This is a genomic window from Streptomyces globisporus C-1027 (assembly GCF_000261345.2).
GTDB lineage: Bacteria > Actinomycetota > Actinomycetes > Streptomycetales > Streptomycetaceae > Streptomyces > Streptomyces pakalii.
Map to the genome: position 1 here is coordinate 4726242 of NZ_CP013738.1, position 21247 is coordinate 4747488.

18 protein-coding genes are annotated in these 21247 nt (G+C 71.1%); 13 read left to right on the top strand and 5 right to left on the bottom strand.

Features of this window, described 5'->3' with window-relative positions; all coding sequences use genetic code 11:
- Positions 1 to 4 precede the first annotated feature (4 nt).
- The 11 genes from nuoE to recQ all read left to right on the top strand — a co-directional run bounded on the left by nuoE (position 5) and on the right by recQ (position 15364).
- Positions 5 to 874 carry an NADH-quinone oxidoreductase subunit NuoE gene (gene nuoE, locus WQO_RS20785; RefSeq protein ID WP_029182317.1) on the top strand — a complete coding sequence of 290 codons (870 nt, stop codon included), beginning with the start codon at positions 5 to 7 and terminating at the stop codon, positions 872 to 874.
- A complete protein-coding gene (nuoF, locus tag WQO_RS20790; RefSeq protein ID WP_193407222.1) occupies positions 871 to 2253 on the top strand; it encodes an NADH-quinone oxidoreductase subunit NuoF in 1383 nt (460 codons plus the stop codon). The genes nuoE and nuoF overlap by 4 nt, the downstream gene beginning before the upstream one ends.
- Positions 2250 to 4760: an NADH-quinone oxidoreductase subunit G gene (locus WQO_RS20795; protein WP_058954052.1), complete on the top strand. Its 2511-nt coding sequence runs from the start codon at positions 2250 to 2252 to the stop codon at positions 4758 to 4760. Before nuoF ends, WQO_RS20795 begins: the two co-directional genes overlap by 4 nt.
- Positions 4757 to 6160, top strand: a complete 1404-nt coding sequence (nuoH, locus tag WQO_RS20800; RefSeq protein ID WP_058954053.1) for an NADH-quinone oxidoreductase subunit NuoH — start codon at positions 4757 to 4759, stop codon at positions 6158 to 6160. The genes WQO_RS20795 and nuoH overlap by 4 nt, the downstream gene beginning before the upstream one ends.
- The gene (nuoI, locus tag WQO_RS20805) at positions 6153 to 6851 is read left to right on the top strand and encodes an NADH-quinone oxidoreductase subunit NuoI (RefSeq protein ID WP_050992308.1); all 699 of its coding nucleotides are present in this window, start codon (positions 6153 to 6155) and stop codon (positions 6849 to 6851) included. Before nuoH ends, nuoI begins: the two co-directional genes overlap by 8 nt.
- Positions 6848 to 7717 (top strand): NADH-quinone oxidoreductase subunit J, encoded by an 870-nt coding sequence (locus WQO_RS20810; RefSeq protein ID WP_010060928.1) that lies wholly within the window; start codon positions 6848 to 6850, stop codon positions 7715 to 7717. The genes nuoI and WQO_RS20810 overlap by 4 nt, the downstream gene beginning before the upstream one ends.
- Positions 7714 to 8013 (top strand): NADH-quinone oxidoreductase subunit NuoK, encoded by a 300-nt coding sequence (nuoK, locus tag WQO_RS20815; protein ID WP_007451729.1) that lies wholly within the window; start codon positions 7714 to 7716, stop codon positions 8011 to 8013. Before WQO_RS20810 ends, nuoK begins: the two co-directional genes overlap by 4 nt.
- Before the next feature lie 12 nt (positions 8014 to 8025).
- Entirely contained in the window at positions 8026 to 9921 is a 1896-nt protein-coding gene (nuoL, locus tag WQO_RS20820; RefSeq protein WP_010060927.1) for an NADH-quinone oxidoreductase subunit L, read from the top strand.
- Positions 9922 to 9925: 4 nt separating this feature from the next.
- Positions 9926 to 11497, top strand: a complete 1572-nt coding sequence (locus WQO_RS20825) for an NADH-quinone oxidoreductase subunit M (protein WP_010060925.1) — start codon at positions 9926 to 9928, stop codon at positions 11495 to 11497.
- On the top strand, positions 11494 to 13158 hold the full coding sequence (gene nuoN, locus WQO_RS20830; protein WP_193407224.1) for an NADH-quinone oxidoreductase subunit NuoN: 1665 nt from the start codon (positions 11494 to 11496) through the stop codon (positions 13156 to 13158). The genes WQO_RS20825 and nuoN overlap by 4 nt, the downstream gene beginning before the upstream one ends.
- Positions 13159 to 13342: 184 nt before the next feature.
- Complete coding sequence (recQ, locus tag WQO_RS20835) at positions 13343 to 15364, top strand: DNA helicase RecQ (RefSeq protein WP_032748506.1); 2022 nt, start codon at positions 13343 to 13345, stop codon at positions 15362 to 15364.
- Between the two features lie 40 nt (positions 15365 to 15404).
- Here the strand turns inward: recQ and WQO_RS20840 are convergent, their stop codons facing one another.
- Positions 15405 to 16016, bottom strand: a complete 612-nt coding sequence (locus WQO_RS20840; RefSeq protein ID WP_029182316.1) for a Uma2 family endonuclease — start codon at positions 16014 to 16016, stop codon at positions 15405 to 15407.
- 149 nt (positions 16017 to 16165) lie between these two features.
- The gene (locus WQO_RS20845) at positions 16166 to 17623 is read right to left on the bottom strand and encodes an alpha/beta hydrolase (RefSeq protein ID WP_010060917.1); all 1458 of its coding nucleotides are present in this window, start codon (positions 17621 to 17623) and stop codon (positions 16166 to 16168) included.
- A 190-nt stretch (positions 17624 to 17813) separates the two neighbouring features.
- Between WQO_RS20845 and WQO_RS20850 the strand changes: the two genes are divergently transcribed.
- Together WQO_RS20850 and WQO_RS20855 are read left to right on the top strand one after the other, a co-directional pair.
- Positions 17814 to 19076, top strand: a complete 1263-nt coding sequence (locus WQO_RS20850) for a sensor histidine kinase (protein ID WP_079055586.1) — start codon at positions 17814 to 17816, stop codon at positions 19074 to 19076.
- 62 nt (positions 19077 to 19138) lie between these two features.
- Positions 19139 to 19771: a response regulator gene (locus tag WQO_RS20855; protein WP_418082126.1), complete on the top strand. Its 633-nt coding sequence runs from the start codon at positions 19139 to 19141 to the stop codon at positions 19769 to 19771.
- Positions 19772 to 19828: 57 nt separating this feature from the next.
- Here the strand turns inward: WQO_RS20855 and WQO_RS20860 are convergent, their stop codons facing one another.
- From WQO_RS20860 to WQO_RS20870, 3 genes are read right to left on the bottom strand one after another with little or no spacing between them, the layout of a single operon-like run.
- On the bottom strand, positions 19829 to 20095 hold the full coding sequence (locus WQO_RS20860) for a DUF4235 domain-containing protein (protein ID WP_010060913.1): 267 nt from the start codon (positions 20093 to 20095) through the stop codon (positions 19829 to 19831).
- The gene (locus tag WQO_RS20865; RefSeq protein WP_010060912.1) at positions 20092 to 20712 is read right to left on the bottom strand and encodes a DUF3618 domain-containing protein; all 621 of its coding nucleotides are present in this window, start codon (positions 20710 to 20712) and stop codon (positions 20092 to 20094) included. Before WQO_RS20865 ends, WQO_RS20860 begins: the two co-directional genes overlap by 4 nt.
- The gene (locus WQO_RS20870) at positions 20709 to 21128 is read right to left on the bottom strand and encodes a phage holin family protein (RefSeq protein ID WP_010060911.1); all 420 of its coding nucleotides are present in this window, start codon (positions 21126 to 21128) and stop codon (positions 20709 to 20711) included. Before WQO_RS20870 ends, WQO_RS20865 begins: the two co-directional genes overlap by 4 nt.
- Positions 21129 to 21247: the final 119 nt, after the last annotated feature.

Here is a 21247-nt window from a genome sequence, read left to right on the forward strand (position 1 = left end):
GGGGATGCCGCAGCTCCCCGCCACCCCCTACCCGGCCGAGGTACGCGCCCGGCTCGACGCGGACGCGAAGGAGGTGCTCGCCCGCTACCCCGGCAGCCGTTCCGCCCTGCTGCCGCTGCTGCACCTCGTGCAGTCCGAGGAGGGATACGTCTCCCGCACGGGCATCGCCTTCTGCGCCGAGACGCTCGACCTCACCACCGCCGAGGTCACCGCCGTCTCCACCTTCTACTCCATGTACCGGCGCAGGCCGAGCGGCGACTACCAGGTCGGCGTCTGCACCAACACCCTGTGCGCGGTCATGGGCGGCGACGCCATCTTCGACACGCTCAAGGAGCACCTCGGGGTCGGCAACAACGAGACCACCGAGGACGGCAAGGTCACCCTCGAACACATCGAGTGCAACGCCGCCTGCGACTTCGCGCCCGTCGTGATGGTCAACTGGGAGTTCTTCGACAACCAGACGCCGGAGAGCGCCACGCAGCTCGTCGACGACCTGATCGCCGGCCGGACCGTCGAGCCCACCCGCGGCGCCCCCCTCTGCTCGTACAAGGACACCGCCCGCATCCTCGCCGGCTTCCCCGACGAGCGCCCCGGCGCCGTCGAGGCGACCGGCGGCGCGGGCCCCGCCTCCCTGATCGGGCTGAAGCTCGCCAAGGGCGAGGCGCTCCCGAAGGCGCGCGTGGTCTCCCCGCGCGCCGGACAGCCCCAGGACGGACAGCCCCAGGACGGAGAGCCCCAGGACGGGCAGGCGCACGACGCGCAGGTCCACGACCCGTCGCCGACCGAGCGGCTCAGCTCGCACGACGCACCGCAGCAGACCTCGGCCTCCGACCCGGAGCACCCGGCCGGGCCCGCAGCCGAGGAGGGGGAGTGATGACCTTGGCCGCCGAGATCGACCACAACGGGACGAGCCCCGAGAAGCTGCTCGCCCCCGTCCTCTCCTCCTTCTGGGACCAGCCCGAGTCCTGGACGCTGGACACCTACCGCCGCCACGAGGGCTACGAAGGGCTGCGCAAAGCGCTGGCCATGGCGCCCGACGACCTCATCGCGTACGTCAAGGACTCCGGTCTGCGCGGCCGCGGGGGCGCGGGCTTCCCCACCGGGATGAAGTGGCAGTTCATCCCGCAGGGCGATGGCAAACCGCACTATCTCGTTGTCAACGCCGACGAGTCGGAGCCGGGGACCTGCAAGGACATCCCGCTCCTCTTCGCGAACCCGCACAGCCTCATCGAGGGCATCGTGATCGCCTGTTACGCGATCCGCTCCTCGCATGCGTTCATCTACCTGCGCGGTGAGGTCGTCCCCGTGCTGCGACGACTGCACGAGGCGGTACGAGAGGCGTACGAGGCGGGTTATCTGGGGACGAACATCCTGGGTTCAGGACTCGATCTGGAACTCACGGTGCACGCGGGTGCGGGTGCGTACATCTGTGGTGAGGAAACCGCGCTGCTCGACTCTCTCGAAGGACGGCGTGGCCAGCCCCGGCTGCGGCCCCCCTTCCCTGCGGTCGCCGGTCTGTACGCCTGTCCCACTGTGGTGAACAACGTCGAGTCCATCGCGTCGGTTCCCGCGATCCTGAACAAGGGCAAGGACTGGTTCAGGTCGATGGGCAGCGAGAAGTCCCCGGGCTTCACGCTCTACTCGCTCAGCGGCCATGTCACCAGCCCCGGCCAGTACGAGGCCCCGCTCGGCATCACGCTCCGCCAGCTCCTCGACATGAGCGGCGGGATGCGGGCCGGCCACCGGCTGAAGTTCTGGACGCCGGGCGGCTCCTCCACCCCGATGTTCACCGAGGAGCACCTCGACGTCCCCCTCGACTACGAGGGCGTCGGCGCCGCCGGATCCATGCTCGGCACCAAGGCGCTCCAGTGCTTCGACGAGACGACCTGCGTGGTGCGGGCCGTCACCCGCTGGACCGAGTTCTACGCCCACGAGTCCTGCGGCAAGTGCACGCCCTGCCGCGAAGGGACGTACTGGCTGGTCCAGTTGCTCCGCGACATCGAGGCCGGCAAGGGCGAGATGGCCGACCTCGACAAGCTCAACGACATCGCCGACAACATCAACGGCAAGTCGTTCTGCGCGCTCGGCGACGGCGCGGCCTCGCCGATCTTCTCCTCGCTGAAGTACTTCCGCGAGGAGTACGAGCAGCACATCACCGGCAAGGGCTGCCCCTTCGACCCCGCCCGGTCCACGGCCTGGGCCGACGACAAGAACACCGACGGCAAGAACGCTCACCGGGGGGTGAACGCATGACAGTCACCACGAGTGCGCCCTCCGGGGGCGGCGAGGCGGCGGTTCCGCCCGAGGACCTGGTCACGCTGACCATCGACGGCATCGAGATCAGCGTCCCCAAGGGGACCCTGGTCATCCGGGCCGCCGAACTCCTCGGCATCGAGATCCCGCGCTTCTGCGACCACCCGCTCCTCGACCCGGCCGGCGCCTGCCGCCAGTGCATCGTCGAGGTCGAGGGCCAGCGCAAGCCGATGGCCTCCTGCACCATCACCTGCACCGACGGCATGGTCGTCAAGTCGCAGATCACCTCTCCTGTCGCCGAGAAGGCGCAGAAGGGCGTGATGGAGCTGCTGCTGATCAACCACCCGCTGGACTGCCCCGTCTGCGACAAGGGCGGCGAGTGCCCGCTCCAGAACCAGGCGATGTCGCACGGCGGCGCCGACTCGCGGTTCGAGGGGAAGAAGCGGACCTTCGAGAAGCCCGTCCCGATCTCCACCCAGGTGCTGCTGGACCGTGAGCGGTGCGTGCTCTGCGCGCGCTGCACCCGGTTCTCCAACCAGGTGGCGGGCGACCCGATGATCGAGCTGATCGAGCGCGGCGCGCTCCAGCAGGTCGGCACCGGCGAGGGCGACCCCTTCGAGTCGTACTTCTCCGGCAACACCATCCAGATCTGCCCGGTCGGCGCGCTCACCTCGGCGGCGTACCGGTTCCGCTCCCGCCCCTTCGACCTGGTCTCCACGCCCTCGGTGTGCGAGCAGTGCTCGGGCGGCTGCTCCACCCGGACCGACCACCGGCGCGGCAAGGTCATGCGCCGTCTCGCGGCCAACGAGCCCGAGGTCAACGAGGAGTGGATCTGCGACAAGGGGAGGTTCGGCTTCCGCTACGCCCAGCAGCGCGACCGCCTCACCACCCCGCTGGTCCGCAACGCCGACGGTGAGCTGGAACCGGCGAGCTGGCCCGAGGCGCTGGAAGCCGCGGCGGCCGGACTCCTCGCCGCCCGCGGCCGCACCGGCGTCCTGACCGGCGGCCGGCTGACCGTCGAGGACTCCTACGCGTACAGCAAGTTCGCCCGGGTCGCCCTCGACACCAACGACATCGACTTCCGCTCCCGCGTCCACAGCGCCGAGGAGGCCGACTTCCTGGCCGCCCGGGTCGCCGGACGCGGCCGGGACCTCGACGGCGAGGGCGTCACGTACACCGCGCTGGAGAAGGCTCCCGCGGTCCTCCTCGTCGGGTTCGAGTCCGAGGAGGAGGCCCCCGGCGTCTTCCTCAGGCTGCGCAAGGCCCACCGCAAGAGCGGCCAGAGGACCTTCGCGCTCGCCTCGCACGCCACCCGGGGCCTGGAGAAGGCGGGCGGCACCCTGCTGCCCGCCGCCCCCGGCACCGAGACCGAGTGGCTGGACGCGCTCGCGGGCGGCGTCGGGCTGGAGGCCGAAGGCGCAGCCGCGGCCGAGGCGTTGCGCGGTGAGCACGCGCTGATCATCGTCGGCGAGCGGCTCGCGGGCGTGCCCGGCGCACTGTCCGCCGCGATCCGCACCGCCACCGCCACCGGCGCACGCCTGGTGTGGATTCCGCGCCGGGCGGGTGACCGGGGCGCGATCGAGGCCGGCGCGCTCCCCTCGCTGCTGCCCGGCGGACGCCCGGCCACCGACCCGCGCGCCCGCGACGAGGTCGCGGAGCTGTGGCGGCTGGCCGAACTGCCCTCCCGGCACGGCCGCGACACCGGCCAGATCGTCGAGGCCGCGGCCACCGGCGAACTGGGCGCGCTGCTCGTCGCCGGGGTCGGCGTCGAGGACCTGCCCGACCCCAACCGCGCCATCCAGGCGCTGAACGAGGTCGGCTTCCTGGTCTCCCTGGAACTGCGGCCGAGCGCGGTCACCGCCCGGGCGGACGTGGTCTTCCCGGTCGCCGCCGTCGCCGAGAAGGCCGGCACCTTCCTCAACTGGGAGGGCCGGGTCCGGATGTTCCAGGCGGCGCTGAAGCCCGAGCAGATGTCCCGGACGCTCGCGCCGACCGACTCCCGGGTGCTGCACATGCTGGCCGACGCCATGGACGTGCACTTCGCGCTTCCGGACCTGACCGCCGCCCGCCGTGAGCTGGACCGGCTCGGCGGCTGGGAGGGCGGCCACGCGGACGACCCGCGCGAGGGCGCGCAGCCGCTGCCCCGGCCGGGTGACGGCGAGGCGGTCCTCGCGGGCCACCGCATGCTGCTCGACCTCGGCCGGCTCCAGGAGGGCGACACCGCGCTCGCCGGGACCCGGCACGCGGCCGTCGCCCGGCTCTCGGCGGTCACCGCCGCCGAGACCGGCGTCAAGGACGGCGATCCGCTCGCCGTCACCGGACCCGCCGGCACCGTCGAACTGCCCCTCCAGGTCACCGACATGCCGGACCGGGTGGTCTGGGTGCCGCTGAACTCGGTGGGACGCGGCATCCCCGCCGACACCGGCGTGAACCCGGGCGGCCTGGTGCGGATCGGCCCCGCCGCCGCACCGGGCGCTCCCGTCGAACCATCGGAGGTACGAGCGTGACTGGCCTCGCCGCACTCACGACGGCGCCCGAGGGCGTCGTCCTCGCCGCCGAGGATCTCTCGATGTTCGGCACCGACCCCTGGTGGCTCGTCGTCATCAAGGCGGTCTTCTGCTTCGCGTTCCTGATGGTGACCGTCCTGTTCTCCATCGTGTGGGAGCGCAAGGTCGTCGCCTGGATGCAGCTGCGCGTCGGCCCCAACCGCAACGGCCCCTGGGGCATGCTCCAGTCGCTCGCCGACGGCATCAAGCTGATGCTGAAGGAAGACGTCATCGTCAAGCGGGCCGACAAGGTCGTCTACATCCTGGCGCCGATCGTCGCGGCGATCCCGGCCTTCATGGCGATCGCGGTCATCCCGTTCGGCCCCGCCGACAACCAGGTGTCGATCTTCGGCCACCGGACGACGATGCAGCTCACCGACCTGCCGATCGCGATGCTCTACATCCTCGCGGTCGCCTCGGTCGGCATCTACGGCCTCGTCCTCGCGGGCTGGTCCTCCGGATCGACGTACCCGCTCCTCGGCGGTCTGCGCTCCTGCGCCCAGATGATCAGCTACGAGATCGCGATGGGCGCCGCGTTCGCCTCGGTGTTCCTCTACTCCGGGTCGATGTCGACCTCGGCGATCGTGGAGGCGCAGGCGGACCGGTGGTTCGTCATCCTGCTGCCGGTCTCCTTCATCATCTACATCATCACGATGGTCGGGGAGACGAACCGGGCACCGTTCGACATGCCGGAGTCCGAGGGCGACCTCGTCGGCGGGTTCAACACCGAGTACTCCTCGATCAAGTTCGCGATGTTCATGCTCGCCGAGTACGTCAACATGGTCACCGTCTCCGCGGTGTCCGTGACCCTCTTCCTCGGCGGCTGGCGGGCTCCGTACCCGGTCAGCACCTTCTGGGAGGGCGCGAACCAGGGCTGGTGGCCGATGCTCTGGTTCGTCCTCAAGGTCCAGCTGCTGCTGTTCTTCTTCATCTGGCTGCGCGGCACCCTGCCCCGGGTCCGCTACGACCAGCTGATGAAGCTCGGCTGGAAGGTCCTCATCCCGGTCTCCGTGGTCTGGCTGATGCTCGTCGCCACGGTCCGCGCCCTGCGCAACGAGGGCTACGACTTCTCCCGGATCGTGCTGTACGTCGGCGCGGCGGTGATCGCGATCCTGCTGATCTCCTTCGTCGTCGACATGTTCCGCGACCGGAAGAGGCGGACCGAGGTGGAAGCGGCCGGACCCGAGCCCGCCTTCGACCCGATGGCGGGCGGGTTCCCGGTGCCGCCGCTGCCCGGACAGAGCCTGCCGCCGGTGCCCAGGCGCACTCCGCGACGTGAGCGGGAGCTCGTTGTCAGTGGTGGACCGGATACTCAGAGTGACGGAAACGCGAGTGACGGAAAGGAGGCCGGCGGTGTCTGAGAAACCAGAGCGCACGGGCTCATCGGGATCCGCTGGGTCCTCGGGCCGGGCGGACGAGCCGGGGGAGAAGTTCCAGAACCCGGTGGCCGGCTTCGGCGTGACCTTCAAGGCCATGTTCAAGAAGCGGCTCACCGAGCAGTATCCGGAGACGCCGAAGACGACGGCGCCCCGCTTCCACGGCCGCCACCAGCTCAACCGCCACCCGGACGGCCTGGAGAAGTGCGTCGGCTGCGAGCTGTGCGCCTGGGCGTGTCCCGCCGACGCGATCTACGTGGAGGGCGCGGACAACACCGAGGAGGAGCGCTACTCCCCGGGCGAGCGCTACGGCCGCGTCTACCAGATCAACTACGCGCGCTGCATCCTGTGCGGACTGTGCATCGAGGCCTGCCCCACCCGGGCGCTGACGATGACGAACGAGTTCGAGCTGGCCAACACCACCCGCGAGAGCCTCATCTACACCAAGGAGGAGCTGCTCGCGGGGCTGCAGGAGGGCATGGTCGACAGCCCGCACGCGATCTTCCCCGGCATGGACGAACAGGACTACTACCGGGGCGTGGTCACCGAGGCCGCCCCCGGTACAGTCCGGCAGACGGCCGTGTCCAAGGGCGAGGGCGACAAGCCCGACGAGGACCCCATCGAGTCCACCCGGGCTGCCGACGCCACCCGGCACGACAAGGGGGTGGACGCGTGAACGCCCTGGCCGCAGCCACCACCACCTCCACCGGCGAGGCCGTCCAGTTCTGGATCCTGGGCACCGTCGCCGTGATCGGCGCGCTCTCCACGGTCCTGCTGAAGCGGGCCGTGCACAGCGCGCTCTCCCTCGCCGGCACGATGATCGTCCTCGCGGTGTTCTACCTCGCCAACGGGGCCTACTTCCTCGGCGTCGTCCAGATCGTCGTCTACACCGGCGCGATCATGATGCTGTTCCTCTTCGTCGTCATGCTCGTCGGTGTCACCGCGGCGGACTCCCTCAAGGAGACCCTCAAGGGGCAGCGCTGGCTGGCCGCCGGATGCGCCCTCGGTTTCGGCATCCTGCTGATCGCGGGCATCGGCAACGCCTCGCTCTCCACGTTCAACGGGCTCGGCGCGGCCAACGCCCGGCACGGCGGCAACGTCGAGGGACTCGCCAACCTCATCTTCACCAAGTACGTCTTCGCCTTCGAGATCACCGGCGCCCTGCTGATCACGGCGACGGTCGGCGCGATGGTGCTCACGCACCGCGAGCGCACCGAACGGGCCAAGACCCAGCGGGAGCTGGCCGAGCAGCGCGTCCGCGAGGGCAAGCACCTCCCGCCGCTCCCCGCCCCCGGCGTCTACGCCCGGCACAACGCGGTGGACATCCCCGGTCTGCTCCCCGACGGCACACCGTCCGACCTCACCGTCATGCAGACGCTGCGGGAGCGCGGTCAGATCCGGGACGTCTCGCAGAAGTCCCTCGCCGACCTCAAGGCGCTGGAGCAGCGCTCCGGGGAGCGGCTCGGGCGTGAGGACGCGGACTCCGCGACACGCGGGGCAGGCCCCGCGTCCGCGGCGGAGAATTCGGAGGCCGCCAAGTGAACCCGGTCAACTACCTCTACCTCGCGGCCCTGCTGTTCGCGATCGGCGCCTCCGGGGTGCTGATCCGGCGGAACGCGATCGTGGTGTTCATGTGCGTCGAGCTGATGCTCAACGCCTGCAATCTGGCGCTCGTCACGTTCTCCCGGATGCACGGCAACCTCGACGGGCAGATCGTCGCGTTCTTCACGATGGTCGTCGCCGCCGCGGAAGTCGTCGTCGGGCTCGCGATCATCGTGTCGTTGTTCCGCTCCCGCCACTCGGCCTCGGTCGACGACGCCAGCCTGATGAAGCTGTAAGGGGTCGGAAACGTGGAGAACCTGATTGCGCTGCTCGTCGCGGCGCCCCTGCTCGGAGCGGCGGTCCTGCTCTGCGGCGGCCGCCGGCTCGACAAGACCGGCCACTGGCTCGGCACCGCGCTCGCCGCCGCCTCGTTCGTCGTCGGACTGATCCTCTTCACCGACATGCTGGGGAAGGGCGCCGAGGACCGGGCCCTGCACCAGCACCTGTTCAGCTGGATCCCGGTGGAAGGCTTCCAGGCCGACATCGCCTTCCAGCTCGACCAGTTGTCGATGACGTTCGTCCTGCTCATCACCGGTGTGGGCACGCTGATCCACATCTACTCCATCGGCTACATGGAGCACGACGAGCGCAGGCGCCGCTTCTTCGGCTATCTCAACCTGTTCCTCGCGGCGATGCTCATCCTGGTCATCGCCGACAACTACCTGCTGCTGTACGTCGGGTGGGAGGGCGTCGGTCTGGCGTCGTTCCTGCTCATCGGCTTCTGGCAGCACAAGCCCACCGCGGCCACCGCCGCGAAGAAGGCCTTCCTGGTCAACCGGGTCGGCGACATGGGCCTGTCGATCGCCATCATGCTGATGTTCACCACCTTCGGCACCTTCGCCTTCGGGCCGGTGCTGGAGTCGGCGGACGAGACGAGCCAGGGCAAGCTGACGGCCATCGGCCTGATGCTGCTGCTGGCCGCGTGCGGCAAGTCGGCCCAGGTGCCGCTGCAGTCCTGGCTCGGTGACGCGATGGAGGGCCCGACCCCGGTCTCCGCCCTCATCCACGCCGCGACCATGGTCACCGCCGGTGTCTATCTGATCGTCCGCTCCGGCGCGATCTTCAACGCCGCCCCGGACGCCCAGCTGGTCGTCGTCATCGTCGGTGCGGTCACGCTGATCTTCGGTGCGATCGTCGGTTGCGCGAAGGACGACATCAAGAAGGCGCTCGCCGGCTCCACGATGTCGCAGATCGGCTACATGATCCTCGCGGCGGGCCTCGGTCCGATCGGCTACATCTTCGCGATCATGCACCTGGTGACGCACGGCTTCTTCAAGGCCGGGCTCTTCCTCGGCGCGGGCTCCGTCATGCACGGCATGAACGACGAGGTCGACATGCGCAGGTACGGCGGCCTGCGGAAGTACATGCCGGTCACCTTCATCACCTTCGGGCTCGGCTATCTGGCCATCATCGGCTTCCCCGGCCTGTCCGGCTTCTTCTCCAAGGACAAGATCATCGAGGCGGCCTTCGCCAAGGGCGGCACCGAGGGCTGGATCCTCGGCTCGGTCGCCCTGCTGGGCGCCGCGATCACCGCGTTCTACATGACGCGCGTGATGCTGATGACGTTCTTCGGCGAGAAGCGCTGGCAGCCGGACGCGGACGGCCACGAGCCGCACCCGCACGAGTCCCCGAAGTCGATGACCATCCCGATGATCGTGCTGGCCTTCGGCTCGGTCTTCGCGGGCGGGTTCTTCGCGATCGGCGACCGGTTCGTCAACTGGCTGGAGCCGGTCGCCGGTTACGACCACGGGCACTCCCCGCTGAGCGCGGCCACGGTCACCGGAGCCACCGTGGTGGCCCTGGTCATCGGCGTCGGCGTCGCCTGGGGGATGTACGGCCGCAAGCCGGTGCCGGTCGTCGCCCCGCGCGGCTCGGTCCTCACCCGGGCCGCCCGCCGCGATCTCCTCCAGGACGACTTCAACCACGTGGTCCTGGTCCGCGGCGGCGAGCACCTCACCCGCTCGCTGGTCTACGTGGACCACTCCCTGGTCGACGGCGTCGTCAACGGCACGGCCGCGTCGGTCGGCGGGCTCTCCGGCCGGATGCGCAAGCTCCAGAACGGCTACGCCCGCACCTACGCGGTCTCGATGTTCGGCGGTACGGCGGTCGTCATCGCCGCGACCCTGCTGATGAGGGCGGTCTGATCACATGTCCTTTCCCCTCCTGACCGCGACGGCGGCGCTCCCGGCGATCGGTGCGATCGCCACCGCCGCCGTCCCCGCCGCACGGCGCACCGCGGCCAAATGGCTCGCGCTGCTCTTCTCGCTCGGCACGCTCGTCCTGGCGGCGGTCGTCTTCCTCCGCTTCGAGCCGGGCGGCGACCGCTACCAGCTCACCGAGTCACGGGCCTGGATCGCCGACTTCGGTGTCCGGTACGAACTGGGCGTCGACGGCATCGGGGTGGCGCTCCTCGGCCTCACCGCGCTGCTGATCCCGTTCGTCATCGTCGCCGCCTGGCACGACGCGGACCCCCTGGAGACCAAGTCCACGCGCTGGCGTCCGACGCAGGGCTTCTTCGCTCTGATCCTCATGGTCGAGGCCATGGTGATCCTGTCGTTCGTCGCGACGGACGTCTTCCTCTTCTACATCCTGTTCGAAGCCATGCTCATCCCGATGTACTTCCTCATCGGCGGCTTCGGTGACCGGGCCCACGCGGGCACCGACGAGAGCGCCGCGACCCAGCGCTCGTACGCGGCGGTCAAGTTCCTCCTCTACAACCTGGCCGGCGGTCTGATCATGCTGGCCGCGGTCATCGGCCTCTACGTGGTCGCGGGCAGCTTCTCGCTCTCCGAGATCGCCGAGGCCCGCGCCAACGGCTCCCTGGAGATGGCGACCAGCACCGAGCGGTGGCTGTTCCTCGGGTTCTTCTTCGCCTTCGCGGTGAAGGCCCCGCTGTGGCCGCTGCACACCTGGCTGCCCAACGCGATGGGCGAGGCGACCGCCCCGGTCGCCGTGCTGATCACCGCGATCGTCGACAAGGTCGGCACCTTCGCGATGCTCCGCTTCTGCCTCGGGCTCTTCCCGGAGGCCAGCAAGTGGGCGACGCCGGTGGTCATCACCCTGGCGCTGATCTCCATCGTGTACGGGGCGCTCCTCGCGGTCGGCCAGCGCGACATCAAGCGGCTCATCGCCTACGCCTCGATCTCGCACTTCGGCTTCATCATCCTCGGCATCTTCGCGATGACCAGCCAGGGCCAGTCGGGCGCCACGCTCTACATGGTCAACCACGGCATCTCCACGGCCGCGCTGCTGCTGGTCGCGGGCTTCCTGATCACCCGGCGCGGCTCGCGGCTCATCGCGGACTACGGCGGGGTGCAGAAGGTCGCCCCCGTGCTGGCCGGGACGTTCCTCATCGGCGGGCTCGCGACCCTGTCGCTGCCCGGACTCGCCCCGTTCGTCAGTGAGTTCCTGGTCCTGGTCGGCACGTTCAGCGCGTATCCGGTGGCCGGCATCATCGCCACCTCCGGCATCGTGCTCGCCGCGCTCTACGTCCTGGTCCTCTACCAGCGCACGATGACCGGCCCGGTGCAGGAATCGGTCCGCTCCATGCCGGACCTCCGGGCCCGTGAGCTGGCGGTCGCGGTTCCGCTGATCGCCGTGCTGATCTTCCTGGGCGTCTTCCCGAAGCCGCTCACCGACGTGGTCAACCCGGCGGTGGAGCACACCATGTCCGACGTACAGAAGAAGGACCCCCAGCCCGAGGTGGAGGCCGCCAAGTGAGCGCAACAGCTGTCCACAGTCTGTGGACGACGGCGAGCGGGGTGACAGCGGCGGCGCCGGGCGACTCGTTCACGGCGCCGAAGATCGAGTACACCCAGCTGATGCCGGTCCTGATCATCGTGGTCGCCGCCGTCCTGGGCATCCTGGTCGAGGCCTTCGTGCCGCGCCGGGCCCGCTACCACACCCAGCTCTTCCTGAGCGTGGTGGCGGTCGCCGCCTCGTTCGCCGCGATCGTCGGCCTCGCCGCCGGGGGATACGGCACCACGAAGGCCCAGATCGCGGCCATGGGGGCCATCGCGATCGACGGCCCCACCCTGTTCCTGCAAGGCACCATCCTCCTGGTCGCCATGGTGGCCGTGTTCACCTTCGCCGAACGCCGGCTCGACCCCAGCAGCGACGGCAACCGCGTCGACTCGTTCGCCGCCCAGCCCGGGGCCGTCCCGGGCGGCGAGGGCGAGAAGGCCGCGGTGCGGGCCGGGTTCACCACCACCGAGGTCTTCCCGCTGCTGCTCTTCTCGGTGGCGGGGCTGCTGGTCTTCCCGGCCGCCAACGACCTGCTGACCCTCTTCATCGCGCTGGAAGTCTTCTCGCTCCCGCTCTACCTCCTGTGCGCCGTCGCCCGCCGCAAGCGGCTGATGTCGCAGGAGGCGGCCGTGAAGTACTTCCTGCTCGGCGCGTTCTCCTCGGCGTTCCTGCTCTTCGGGATCGCCCTCATCTACGGCTACGCGGGCTCCCTCTCGTACGCCCAGATCGCCAACGTCGTCGACGGCTCGGTCCTGGAGATCGACCCCGCCCTCGCCGACACCATGGGCAACGACGCGCTGCTGCTCATCGGCGGCGCGATGATCCTGACCGGCCTGCTCTTCAAGGTCGGCGCGGTGCCGTTCCACATGTGGACCCCGGACGTCTACCAGGGCGCCCCGACCCCGGTCACCGGCTTCATGGCCGCGGCCACGAAGGTCGCCGCGTTCGGTGCGCTGCTGCGCCTGCTGTACGTGGCGCTGCCGGGCCTCACCTGGGACCTGCGGCCGGTCATGTGGGCGGTGGCCATCGTCACGATGCTCGGCGGCGCGATCGTCGCGATCACCCAGACCGACATCAAGCGGCTCCTCGCCTACTCCTCGATCGCGCACGCGGGCTTCATCCTCGCGGGCGTCATCGCGGCCAACCCGGAGGGCATCTCCTCGGTCCTCTTCTACCTGCTCGCCTACTCCTTCGTGACGGTCGGCGCGTTCGCCGTGGTCACCCTGGTGCGCGACGCGGGCGGCGAGGCCACCCACCTGTCGAAGTGGGCCGGGCTCGGCCGCCGCTCGCCGCTGGTCGCGGCGGTCTTCGCGGTGTTCCTGCTGGCCTTCGCGGGTATCCCGCTGACCTCCGGGTTCTCGGGCAAGTTCGCGGTGTTCAAGGCGGCGGCCGAGGGCGGGGCCGGGGCGCTGGTCGTCGTCGGTGTGCTCTCGTCGGCCGTCGCGGCGTTCTTCTACATCCGCGTGATCGTCCTGATGTTCTTCAGCGAGCCGAAGGCGGACGGCCCCACGGTCGCCGTCCCGTCCCCGCTGACCATGACGACGATCGCGGTCGGCGTCGCCGTCACCCTGGTGCTGGGCCTGGCCCCGCAGTACTTCCTGGACCTGGCGAGCCAGGCGGGGGTCTTCGTGCGGTAGCGGCAGCCCGCGCGGGAAGCCCCGCAGTATGAGCGACAGCAGCGCCGGACGGTCGGTTATCCACAGACCGTCCGGCGTTGTCGTTGGCTCCGCCTATCGTGGACGGGGACGAGAGCAGGACGGGACAGGGCCGGGCGAGCGGACCCTCGGCGGACCCTCGGGGGACAGAGCATTGGGCGTGACCATGGATGAGACCACCGGGACGGTGACCGGCACCGACACCGGCACGGGCGGCGAGAGCGAGGCGCGGCGCACACTGCACCGCGTCTTCGGGTACGAGTCGTTCCGCGGCGAGCAGGGCGCGATCATCGAGCATGTGGTGGCGGGCGGCGACGCGGTCGTGCTCATGCCCACCGGTGGCGGAAAGTCCCTCTGCTACCAGATCCCGTCCCTGGTCCGACGGGGCACCGGCGTGGTCGTCTCCCCGCTGATCGCCCTCATGCAGGACCAGGTCGACGCCCTGCGGGCGCTCGGCGTCCGGGCCGGCTTCATGAACTCCACGCAGGACTTCGACGAGCGCCGCTCGATGGAGGCGCAGTTCCTCGCGGGCGAGCTGGACATCCTCTATCTGGCGCCCGAGCGGCTGCGCCTGGACTCCACGCTCTCCCTGCTGGCCCGGGGCGAGATCTCCGTCTTCGCGATCGACGAGGCGCACTGCGTCGCCCAGTGGGGCCACGACTTCCGCCCGGACTATCTGGCGCTGTCCGTGCTCGGCGAGCGCTGGCCGGACGTGCCGCGCATCGCCCTCACGGCGACCGCGACGAACGCCACGCACGAGGAGATCACCCGCCGGCTCGGCATGCCGGATGCGAAGCACTTCGTCGCGAGCTTCGACCGGCCGAACATCCAGTACCGGATCGTGCCGAAGGCCGACCCCAAGAAGCAGCTTCTCTCCTTCCTCAAGGAGGAGCACGCGGGGGACGCGGGCATCGTCTACTGCCTCTCGCGCAACTCCACCGAGAAGACCGCCGAGTATCTGGCCCGCAACGGCATCGACGCCGTGCCGTACCACGCGGGCCTGGACGCCGCCACGCGCGCCGCCCACCAGGCGCGGTTCCTCCGCGAGGAGGGGCTCGTCGTCGTCGCGACGATCGCGTTCGGCATGGGCATCGACAAGCCGGACGTCCGCTTCGTCGCCCACATCGACCTCCCCAAGTCCGTCGAGGGGTATTACCAGGAGACCGGCCGCGCGGGCCGGGACGGGGAGCCGTCCACGGCCTGGATGGCGTACGGACTCCAGGACGTCGTCCAGCAGCGCAAGCTCATCCAGGGCGGTGACGGCGACGAGGACCACCGCCGCCGGGCCGCCGCCCACCTGGACTCGATGCTGGCCCTGTGCGAGACGGTCCAGTGCCGCCGGGCCCAGCTGCTGACCTACTTCGGCCAGGAGCCCACGGCCGCCGCCTGCGGCAACTGCGACACCTGCCTCACCCCGCCGGAGACCTGGGACGGCACGGTCGTCTCGCAGAAGCTGCTCTCCACGGTGGTGCGGCTGAAGCGCGAGCGGAACCAGAAGTTCGGCGCGGGCCAGATCGTCGACATCCTGCTCGGCCGCAAGACCGCGAAGGTCATCCAGTTCGACCATGACCAGCTCTCCGTCTTCGGCATCGGCGAGGAGCTGGCCGAGGCGGAGTGGCGCGGAGTGGTCCGCCAGTTGCTGGCCCAGGGCCTGCTGGCGGTCGAGGGGGAGTACGGCACGCTGGTCCTCACGGACGAGAGCGCGACGGTGCTCGGCCGGGAGCGCGATGTGCTGCTCCGCAAGGAGCCGAAGAAGCCGACGTCCCGCTCGTCGTCCTCGGCGGGCGGCGCCAAGGGCGCCAAGGGCAAGGCCGCTGTGGACCTCCCCGAGTCCGCCGTCCCGGTCTTCGAGGCGCTGCGCGCCTGGCGCGGGGCGACGGCGAAGGAGCAGGGCGTCCCGGCGTACGTGATCTTCCACGACGCGACGCTGCGGGAGATCGCGACCGTCCACCCGACGACGATCGGGGAGCTGGGAGGCATCAGCGGCCTGGGCGAGAAGAAGCTCGCGACGTACGGGGAGGGCGTGCTGGAGGTCCTGGCCGAGACGTCCCCGGGAGCGGCCCCGGAGACACCCCCGGCCCCCGCACCCCGCGCGGCGGCTCCGGCTCGTACGCAAGCCCCTGCTCCGGCCCCGCAGCACAGCGACCCCGAGTTCGGCTGGGACGAGGAACCGCCCGAGTACGAGTGAGACGCGGGCCGGGCGGCGGGGGGCGAGCGGGCGGTGGGGCCTACTCCGGGTTCGCCGCCCCGCTGCGGCGGGCCGTGATCGCCGTCAGATCCAGGTCCACGGTGAACGGCACCGACACCTTCATCCGGTCGTGGAAGATCCCGGTCGAGGTGTACGCGCCGGTGGCCGGCTCCCGCTCGAAGACGTACACCACGGCACGCCCGTCGTGGTTCTCCACCCGCCAGTAGTGGGGGATGGTCGCGCGGGCGTACTTCACGGGCTTGGTCTCCCGGTCGCGGGACCGGGACTCCGGCGAGACGACCTCGATGGCCAGTCGGACGGCCTCGGCGGGGAACCGGGTCTGATTCGGGTCATCGACGACATCGCCGTCGATGACGATCACATCAGGCTCGGGCCGGTTGTAGCGGTCGATGTCGATGGTGAACTCGCGCACGACCTCCAGTTCGGACGGCACCAAGGACTGCAGCTGCCACTCGAAGAAGCTGACCGCTCGCGAATGGAAAAGGGTCTGCGGACTCACGAAAACGAGGCTCCCGTCGATCAGCTCCGTGTGCGGAGGCAGATTCGGGAGTGTGTCCAGGTCATCGGCGGTCCAGCCGCCCTCGGGAGGGACCGCCCACCGCGGCTCGGAGGCCTCGGGCTCGATGCTCATCATTGCTCCCATGGGGAGGAGTCTCGCGGGCCCGACCAGCGTATCCGCCGGGAAGCGGATCCGGATGACCCGAACGTGGGAACGCCTGTCGCGGAGCTGACCGATGCCGCACCGCCCCAGGCGTTCCCGCCGCCCCCGGGTACGTCCCGCTACCCCGCGGCGCAGCGCAGGTCGGCCGCCGGGCGCTTGCCCGTGGTGAGGAACGTGGTCGTCGCCTCGTTGGCGCAGGTGTTGGTGCCGAAGGGGTAGACGCCGTGGCCGCCCTGGTCGGCGGTGACCATCCTGGCCCGCTGGCCCAGTGCCTGCCGGAGCTTCAGAGCTCCCGCCAGCGGGGTTCCCGGGTCGCGTTCGTTCTGGACCAGCAGGATGTTCGACGGGCCCCGGTCACCGATGCGCACCGGCGGCTCGCGGTGCTCGGACGGCCAGAACGCGCAGGGGGTGATGTTCGCCGTCGAGGCGCCGAGCTGGGGATACCGGGCACGGTCGACCGCGACGTTCCGTTGGTAGGCGAGCTGGTGGAGGGGCCACCGGGAGTCCGCGCACAGGACGTGGAGGCGGGAGGCGGCGGAGTTCTCCTGGTCCGGAGTCGGCTCGAAGGGGTAGGGCTTCCCCGCCTTCAGGGTCTGCCACATCTTCGCCAGCTCCGGAAGCTGTGTGTCCGAGTAGAGCAGTTCCAGGGTCAGCCCGCGGAACAGGGTTCCGGTGATGTTGCCTTGCGGCTCGGCGTCCAGGCGGCGGGCGAGAGCGGCGTACGTGGACTCCACCTCGGCGGGGGTGGTGCCGAGGCCGTACTCGGGGTGGGCGGACGCGTACGCCGCGAAGTCCGGGAAGCGGTCCTCCATGCCGCGTGCCAGCAGCCGGAACGCGGTGACGTCGTAACCGCGCGGGCCGAGGACGCTGTCGAGCACGATCCGGTCGCCGCGCTCGGGGAACAGCTGCGCGTAGGTGGCGCCGAGCTGGGTGCCGTACGAGGCGCCGAGGTAGGAGATCTTGGGCTCGCCGATGGCGGCCCGGATGCGGTCCATGTCCCGCGCGGTGTTCGCCGTCGTGGTGTGCGGCAGCATCCACGCGCTGTCCGACGCGGCGCACTGCTCGGCGATGCCGCGCGCGTACCGCGCTTCGCGCGCCACGTCGGCCGGGCCGTGAGCGTACGCGGGGTACGCGCCGCGCTTCAGTTGCGCCGGCGTCAGGTCGCAGGTCACCGGGGTGCTGCGGCCCACCCCGCGCGGGTCCATGCCGATGAGGTCGTAGGTGTCCAGCACCTGCTGGGGCAGTCCCGCTCCGAGACCCAGCGGGTAACCCAGGCCGGAGCCGCCGGGGCCGCCCGGGTTGGTGAGCAGCGCACCTCGGCGCTGCGCGGGGTTCCGGCTCGGCAGCCGGGAGACCGCGATCTCGATCTGGCCGCCCTCGGGATCGCGGTAGTCCAGCGGAACCTTCAGCGTGCCGCACTGGAGCTGCTTGGGAGGGTTCGTCCCCGGGCAGGGCCCCCACGTCAGCGGTGCCGGTGCGGTGGCCGCCGCGTCCGATGTCGCGCCCGAGGCCGGGGCGACCCAGGTCGCGACGACGGCGGTGGCCGCGAGAGCCAGGGCCAGGGGTTTCCGGCGCATGGAAAGCCTCCTCGTCGTCCGTGAGAAGCCATCAGTCTTCCGACCGCGCCGCCGTTCGCGCGTCGCCCGCTCGGGCCGTCGTGCCCCGCACCGGAGACGGGGGGACGGACGTCGGCCTTCGACCGGAGTCGAAGGCGGCCCCCTCCCCAGGTCGGACGTGCCGGCCGGGCGGCGTCGCGATAATGAACCGATGGAGACGGACGCCGTGCCACGTCGAAGGCCCCTGCCTCGCCGGGGGCCCTGGCAGGAGACGGTGCGGATCGGCGCGGCCGCTGTGGTGGGGGCGCTGCTCTGGCTGCTCACCGGCGCGATGCTGCCGCGCGGGTGTGCGGCGGATTCGTGCTCCTGGTACGTCACCGGCGACCCGCTCGTCGCTCTCGGCTGCCTGACGGCGGTGGCCTGGCTGCGGCGGTTCCCCGTCCCCGTGGCGCTCGCCGTCGCCGTCGCGTCCGCCGCTTCCGCCCTGGCGTCCGGCGCGGCACTGCTGGCGATCGGCTCCCTGGCGGCCCGTCGGCGTCCGGCCGAGATCGCGCCGGTGGTGGCCGCGTTCGTCGTCGCGCCGCTGTTCACCACGGGGCTGTACCCGGTGGAGCGGCCGCCCGGTTCCCCCTGGATCCAACTCAGCCTGCAGCTGCTGACGGCGGGGTTCGCCGTCGCCACGGGATGGGCCGTGGGAGCCCGCCGCGCCGAAGTCCTCTCGCTCCGGGAGCGGGCCCGCGGCGCGGAACGCGAACAGGCCGCCCTGGCGGACCGGGCCCGGGTGCTGGAGCGCAACCGGATCGCCCGCGAGATGCACGACAGCCTCGCCCACCGGATCTCCCTGGTCGCCCTGCAGGCCGGGGCGCTGGACCACCGCCCCGATCTGCCGGACGAGGAGCGCGCCGTGCTGGTCCGGGGCATCGCGGACGGTTCGTACCGGGCCCTGGAGGATCTGCGCGATGTGCTCGGCGTGCTCCGGGCCGAACAGCCGGACCGCCCGGAGCCGCCCCGCCCCTCCTACGACCGCGTCCCGGCCCTGGTGGACGACGCACGCGCCTCCGGCATGGACCTGACGCTCACCGTCGGCACGACCGGCGAACCCCCGGACGCGGTGGGCGACGTCTGCTACCGCGTCGTCCGGGAAGCGCTGACCAACGCCGCCAAGCACGCCCCCGGCGCCCCGGTCCGGGTCACCTTGGACGGTGCGCCCGGCGGCGTGCTCGGCGTCGTCGTCCGCAACGGCCCGGCCGCCCGGACGGCGACCAGGCCGCCGGCCTCCGGGTACGGCCTGCCGGGTATCGCCGAGCGGGTCCGAGCCGTCGGCGGGACCCTTGACCACCACCCGGCGCCCGACGACGGGTTCGCCCTCACCGCCCGGCTGCCCTGGCCGGCCGACGAGCCCGGGCGCACGGCCGGGCCGGGCGAGCCCGCCCGACGCTCCCGGCCCGGCGACGAGCCCGAGCGGAGGTCCTGAGCGTGGAGTCCGGTGAGCCGCCGGTGCGGGTGGTCGTGGTCGACGACGAACAGCTGATCCGGATGGCGGTGCGTCTGGTCGTCGACGGCGAGAGCGACCTCACCGTGGTGGGCGAGGCTGCCGACGGGGAGGAGGCCCTCGCCCTCGTACGGGAGAAGACGCCGGACGTCGTGCTCATGGACGTACGGATGCCGGGGCGGGACGGCGTGAGCTGGACCCGGGAACTCCTGGCGCTGGACCGGCCGCCGCGGGTCATCGTCCTGACCGCCTTCGACTCCGACGCGCTGGTCCTCGACGCGCTGCGCGCGGGAGCCCTCGGCTTCGTCCTGAAGCACACCCCGCCCGACCGGATCATCGACGCGGTACGCACGGTCGCGAACGGCGAACCCGCCCTGTCCCCGCGGGCCACGGCGCGGCTCATCGCGGCGGCCACCGCGGCCGGCGGTCCGGTGGTTCGCGGGGCCGTCCGCGATGCCGCCCGAAAGCGGCTGTCCGCCCTGACCCGGCGTGAACTCGAGACCGCGCGGGCCATCGCGGACGGGCTGGGCAACCGGGAGATCGCCGAACGTCTCGGCATCACCGTCGCCACCGTCAAGGCCCACACCAGCAGCCTGTTCAGCAAGCTGGAGGTGGACAACCGCGTGCGGATCGCCCTGCTCGTCCGGGACGCCGAGGACCCCGGGCCCGGGCACTGACCCGGGCCCGGCAGGCGGTACCGGTCGCCTGCCGGGCCCGGCCGGAACCGCTGCGGGTCAGGCCGGCCAGACGCCCGTGACGCGTCGGGTCGCCTTCGCGCCCGAGCGTTCGACGGTGGCCTTGACCACGGCGAAGATCGCGCCCTGTACGGCGGCGGCGAGAAGGATCTGCCGCCACGGACGGTCCTCGTCGAGGGCGTCGGGGGCGTCGCCCTCGCCTTCGATGACCTTCCACGTCTGCTTGAACGCGGCGGTCGCGATCACGCCGCTGAGCGCGCCGAGGGCGAACCCCATCGGCTTGTAGGCGAGCTTGGACGCCTTCACTTGTTACGCCCCCGGCCGCGGCGGATCAACAGGAAGGCGACCAGCACCGCACCGCCCGCGAGGAGCTGGGTCCGGTTGGCGCGGGCGGCCTTCGCGATCCGGTCCGCCTTCTCCAGCAGCGGGTCGGGGGTCCGGTCCACCGCGAACTGCCCGGCCCGGGCCGCGCTTTCCCGCACCTGAGTGGCGGCCTGTGCGGTCTTCTCCTGCACGGGTTCCGGCGTCTTGTCCTTCACCGCCTGTGCGGCCTGCGCGGTCTTCTCGCGGATCTGGGCGGTGGCGGCTGCGGCCTGTTCCTTGACCGCCGCGGTCTTCTCGGCAGCCTGCTCCTTCAGCTCGGCGGACTTCTCCGCGGCCTGTTCCTTCACCGCGGTCGCCTTCTCCGCGGCCTGCCCCTTCGCAGCCGCCGTCTTCTCCGCCGCCTGCTCCTTCAGCTCGGCCGTCTTCTCGGCGGCCTGCTTCTTCGCCGCCGCGGTATTCTCCTTGGCCTGCGCCTTGACGTCGGCCTTGCCCGCCAATGCCTCGACGGTCTGACCGAGTTCGTCGCGCGTGCGCTCGACCTGCTGGCGCAGTTCCTCGGGGGTGGGCGAACCCATCGTGTTCTCTGACTCGTCGTTCATCGGTGAGCCCTCTCCTTGACCTCGGCCAGATCGGCCTTGACGCTGTCGATGGTCTGCTCCGGGGCGGGGGCCCCGGCGCGGGCGATCTGCTTCTTCCCCGCGAGGGCGGCTGCTCCCGCCACCGCGGCCAGTACCGCCGTGACGATGAGGGCCGCCGCCCACAGGGGCAGGGCCAGCGCGAGCGCGGCGATGCAGGTCGCCACCAGGGCCTGAGCCGCCAGGATGCCGACGAAGCCCGCAGCGCCGAACAGGCCGCCGCCCTTACCGAAGCGCCTGCCCTTCTCCGCCATCTCCGAACGTGCCAGCTGCATTTCCTCGCGGACCAGTTCCGAGATCTGCTGCGAGGCACGTGAGACGAGAACGCCCACCGGTTCATCGCCGGTGGTGGTGGGGGTCTGCCGTCCTGCTGTGCTCATGAGGTCACCGGGCCCTTCCCTGTCGGCATCGGCACGTGAAAGCGGAAGGCCGTGACGGAACCTCCGCGTCCGGATGTGTGCTGCTGTCGCCCGGGTACCCGCCAACCGCGTTCGCACCC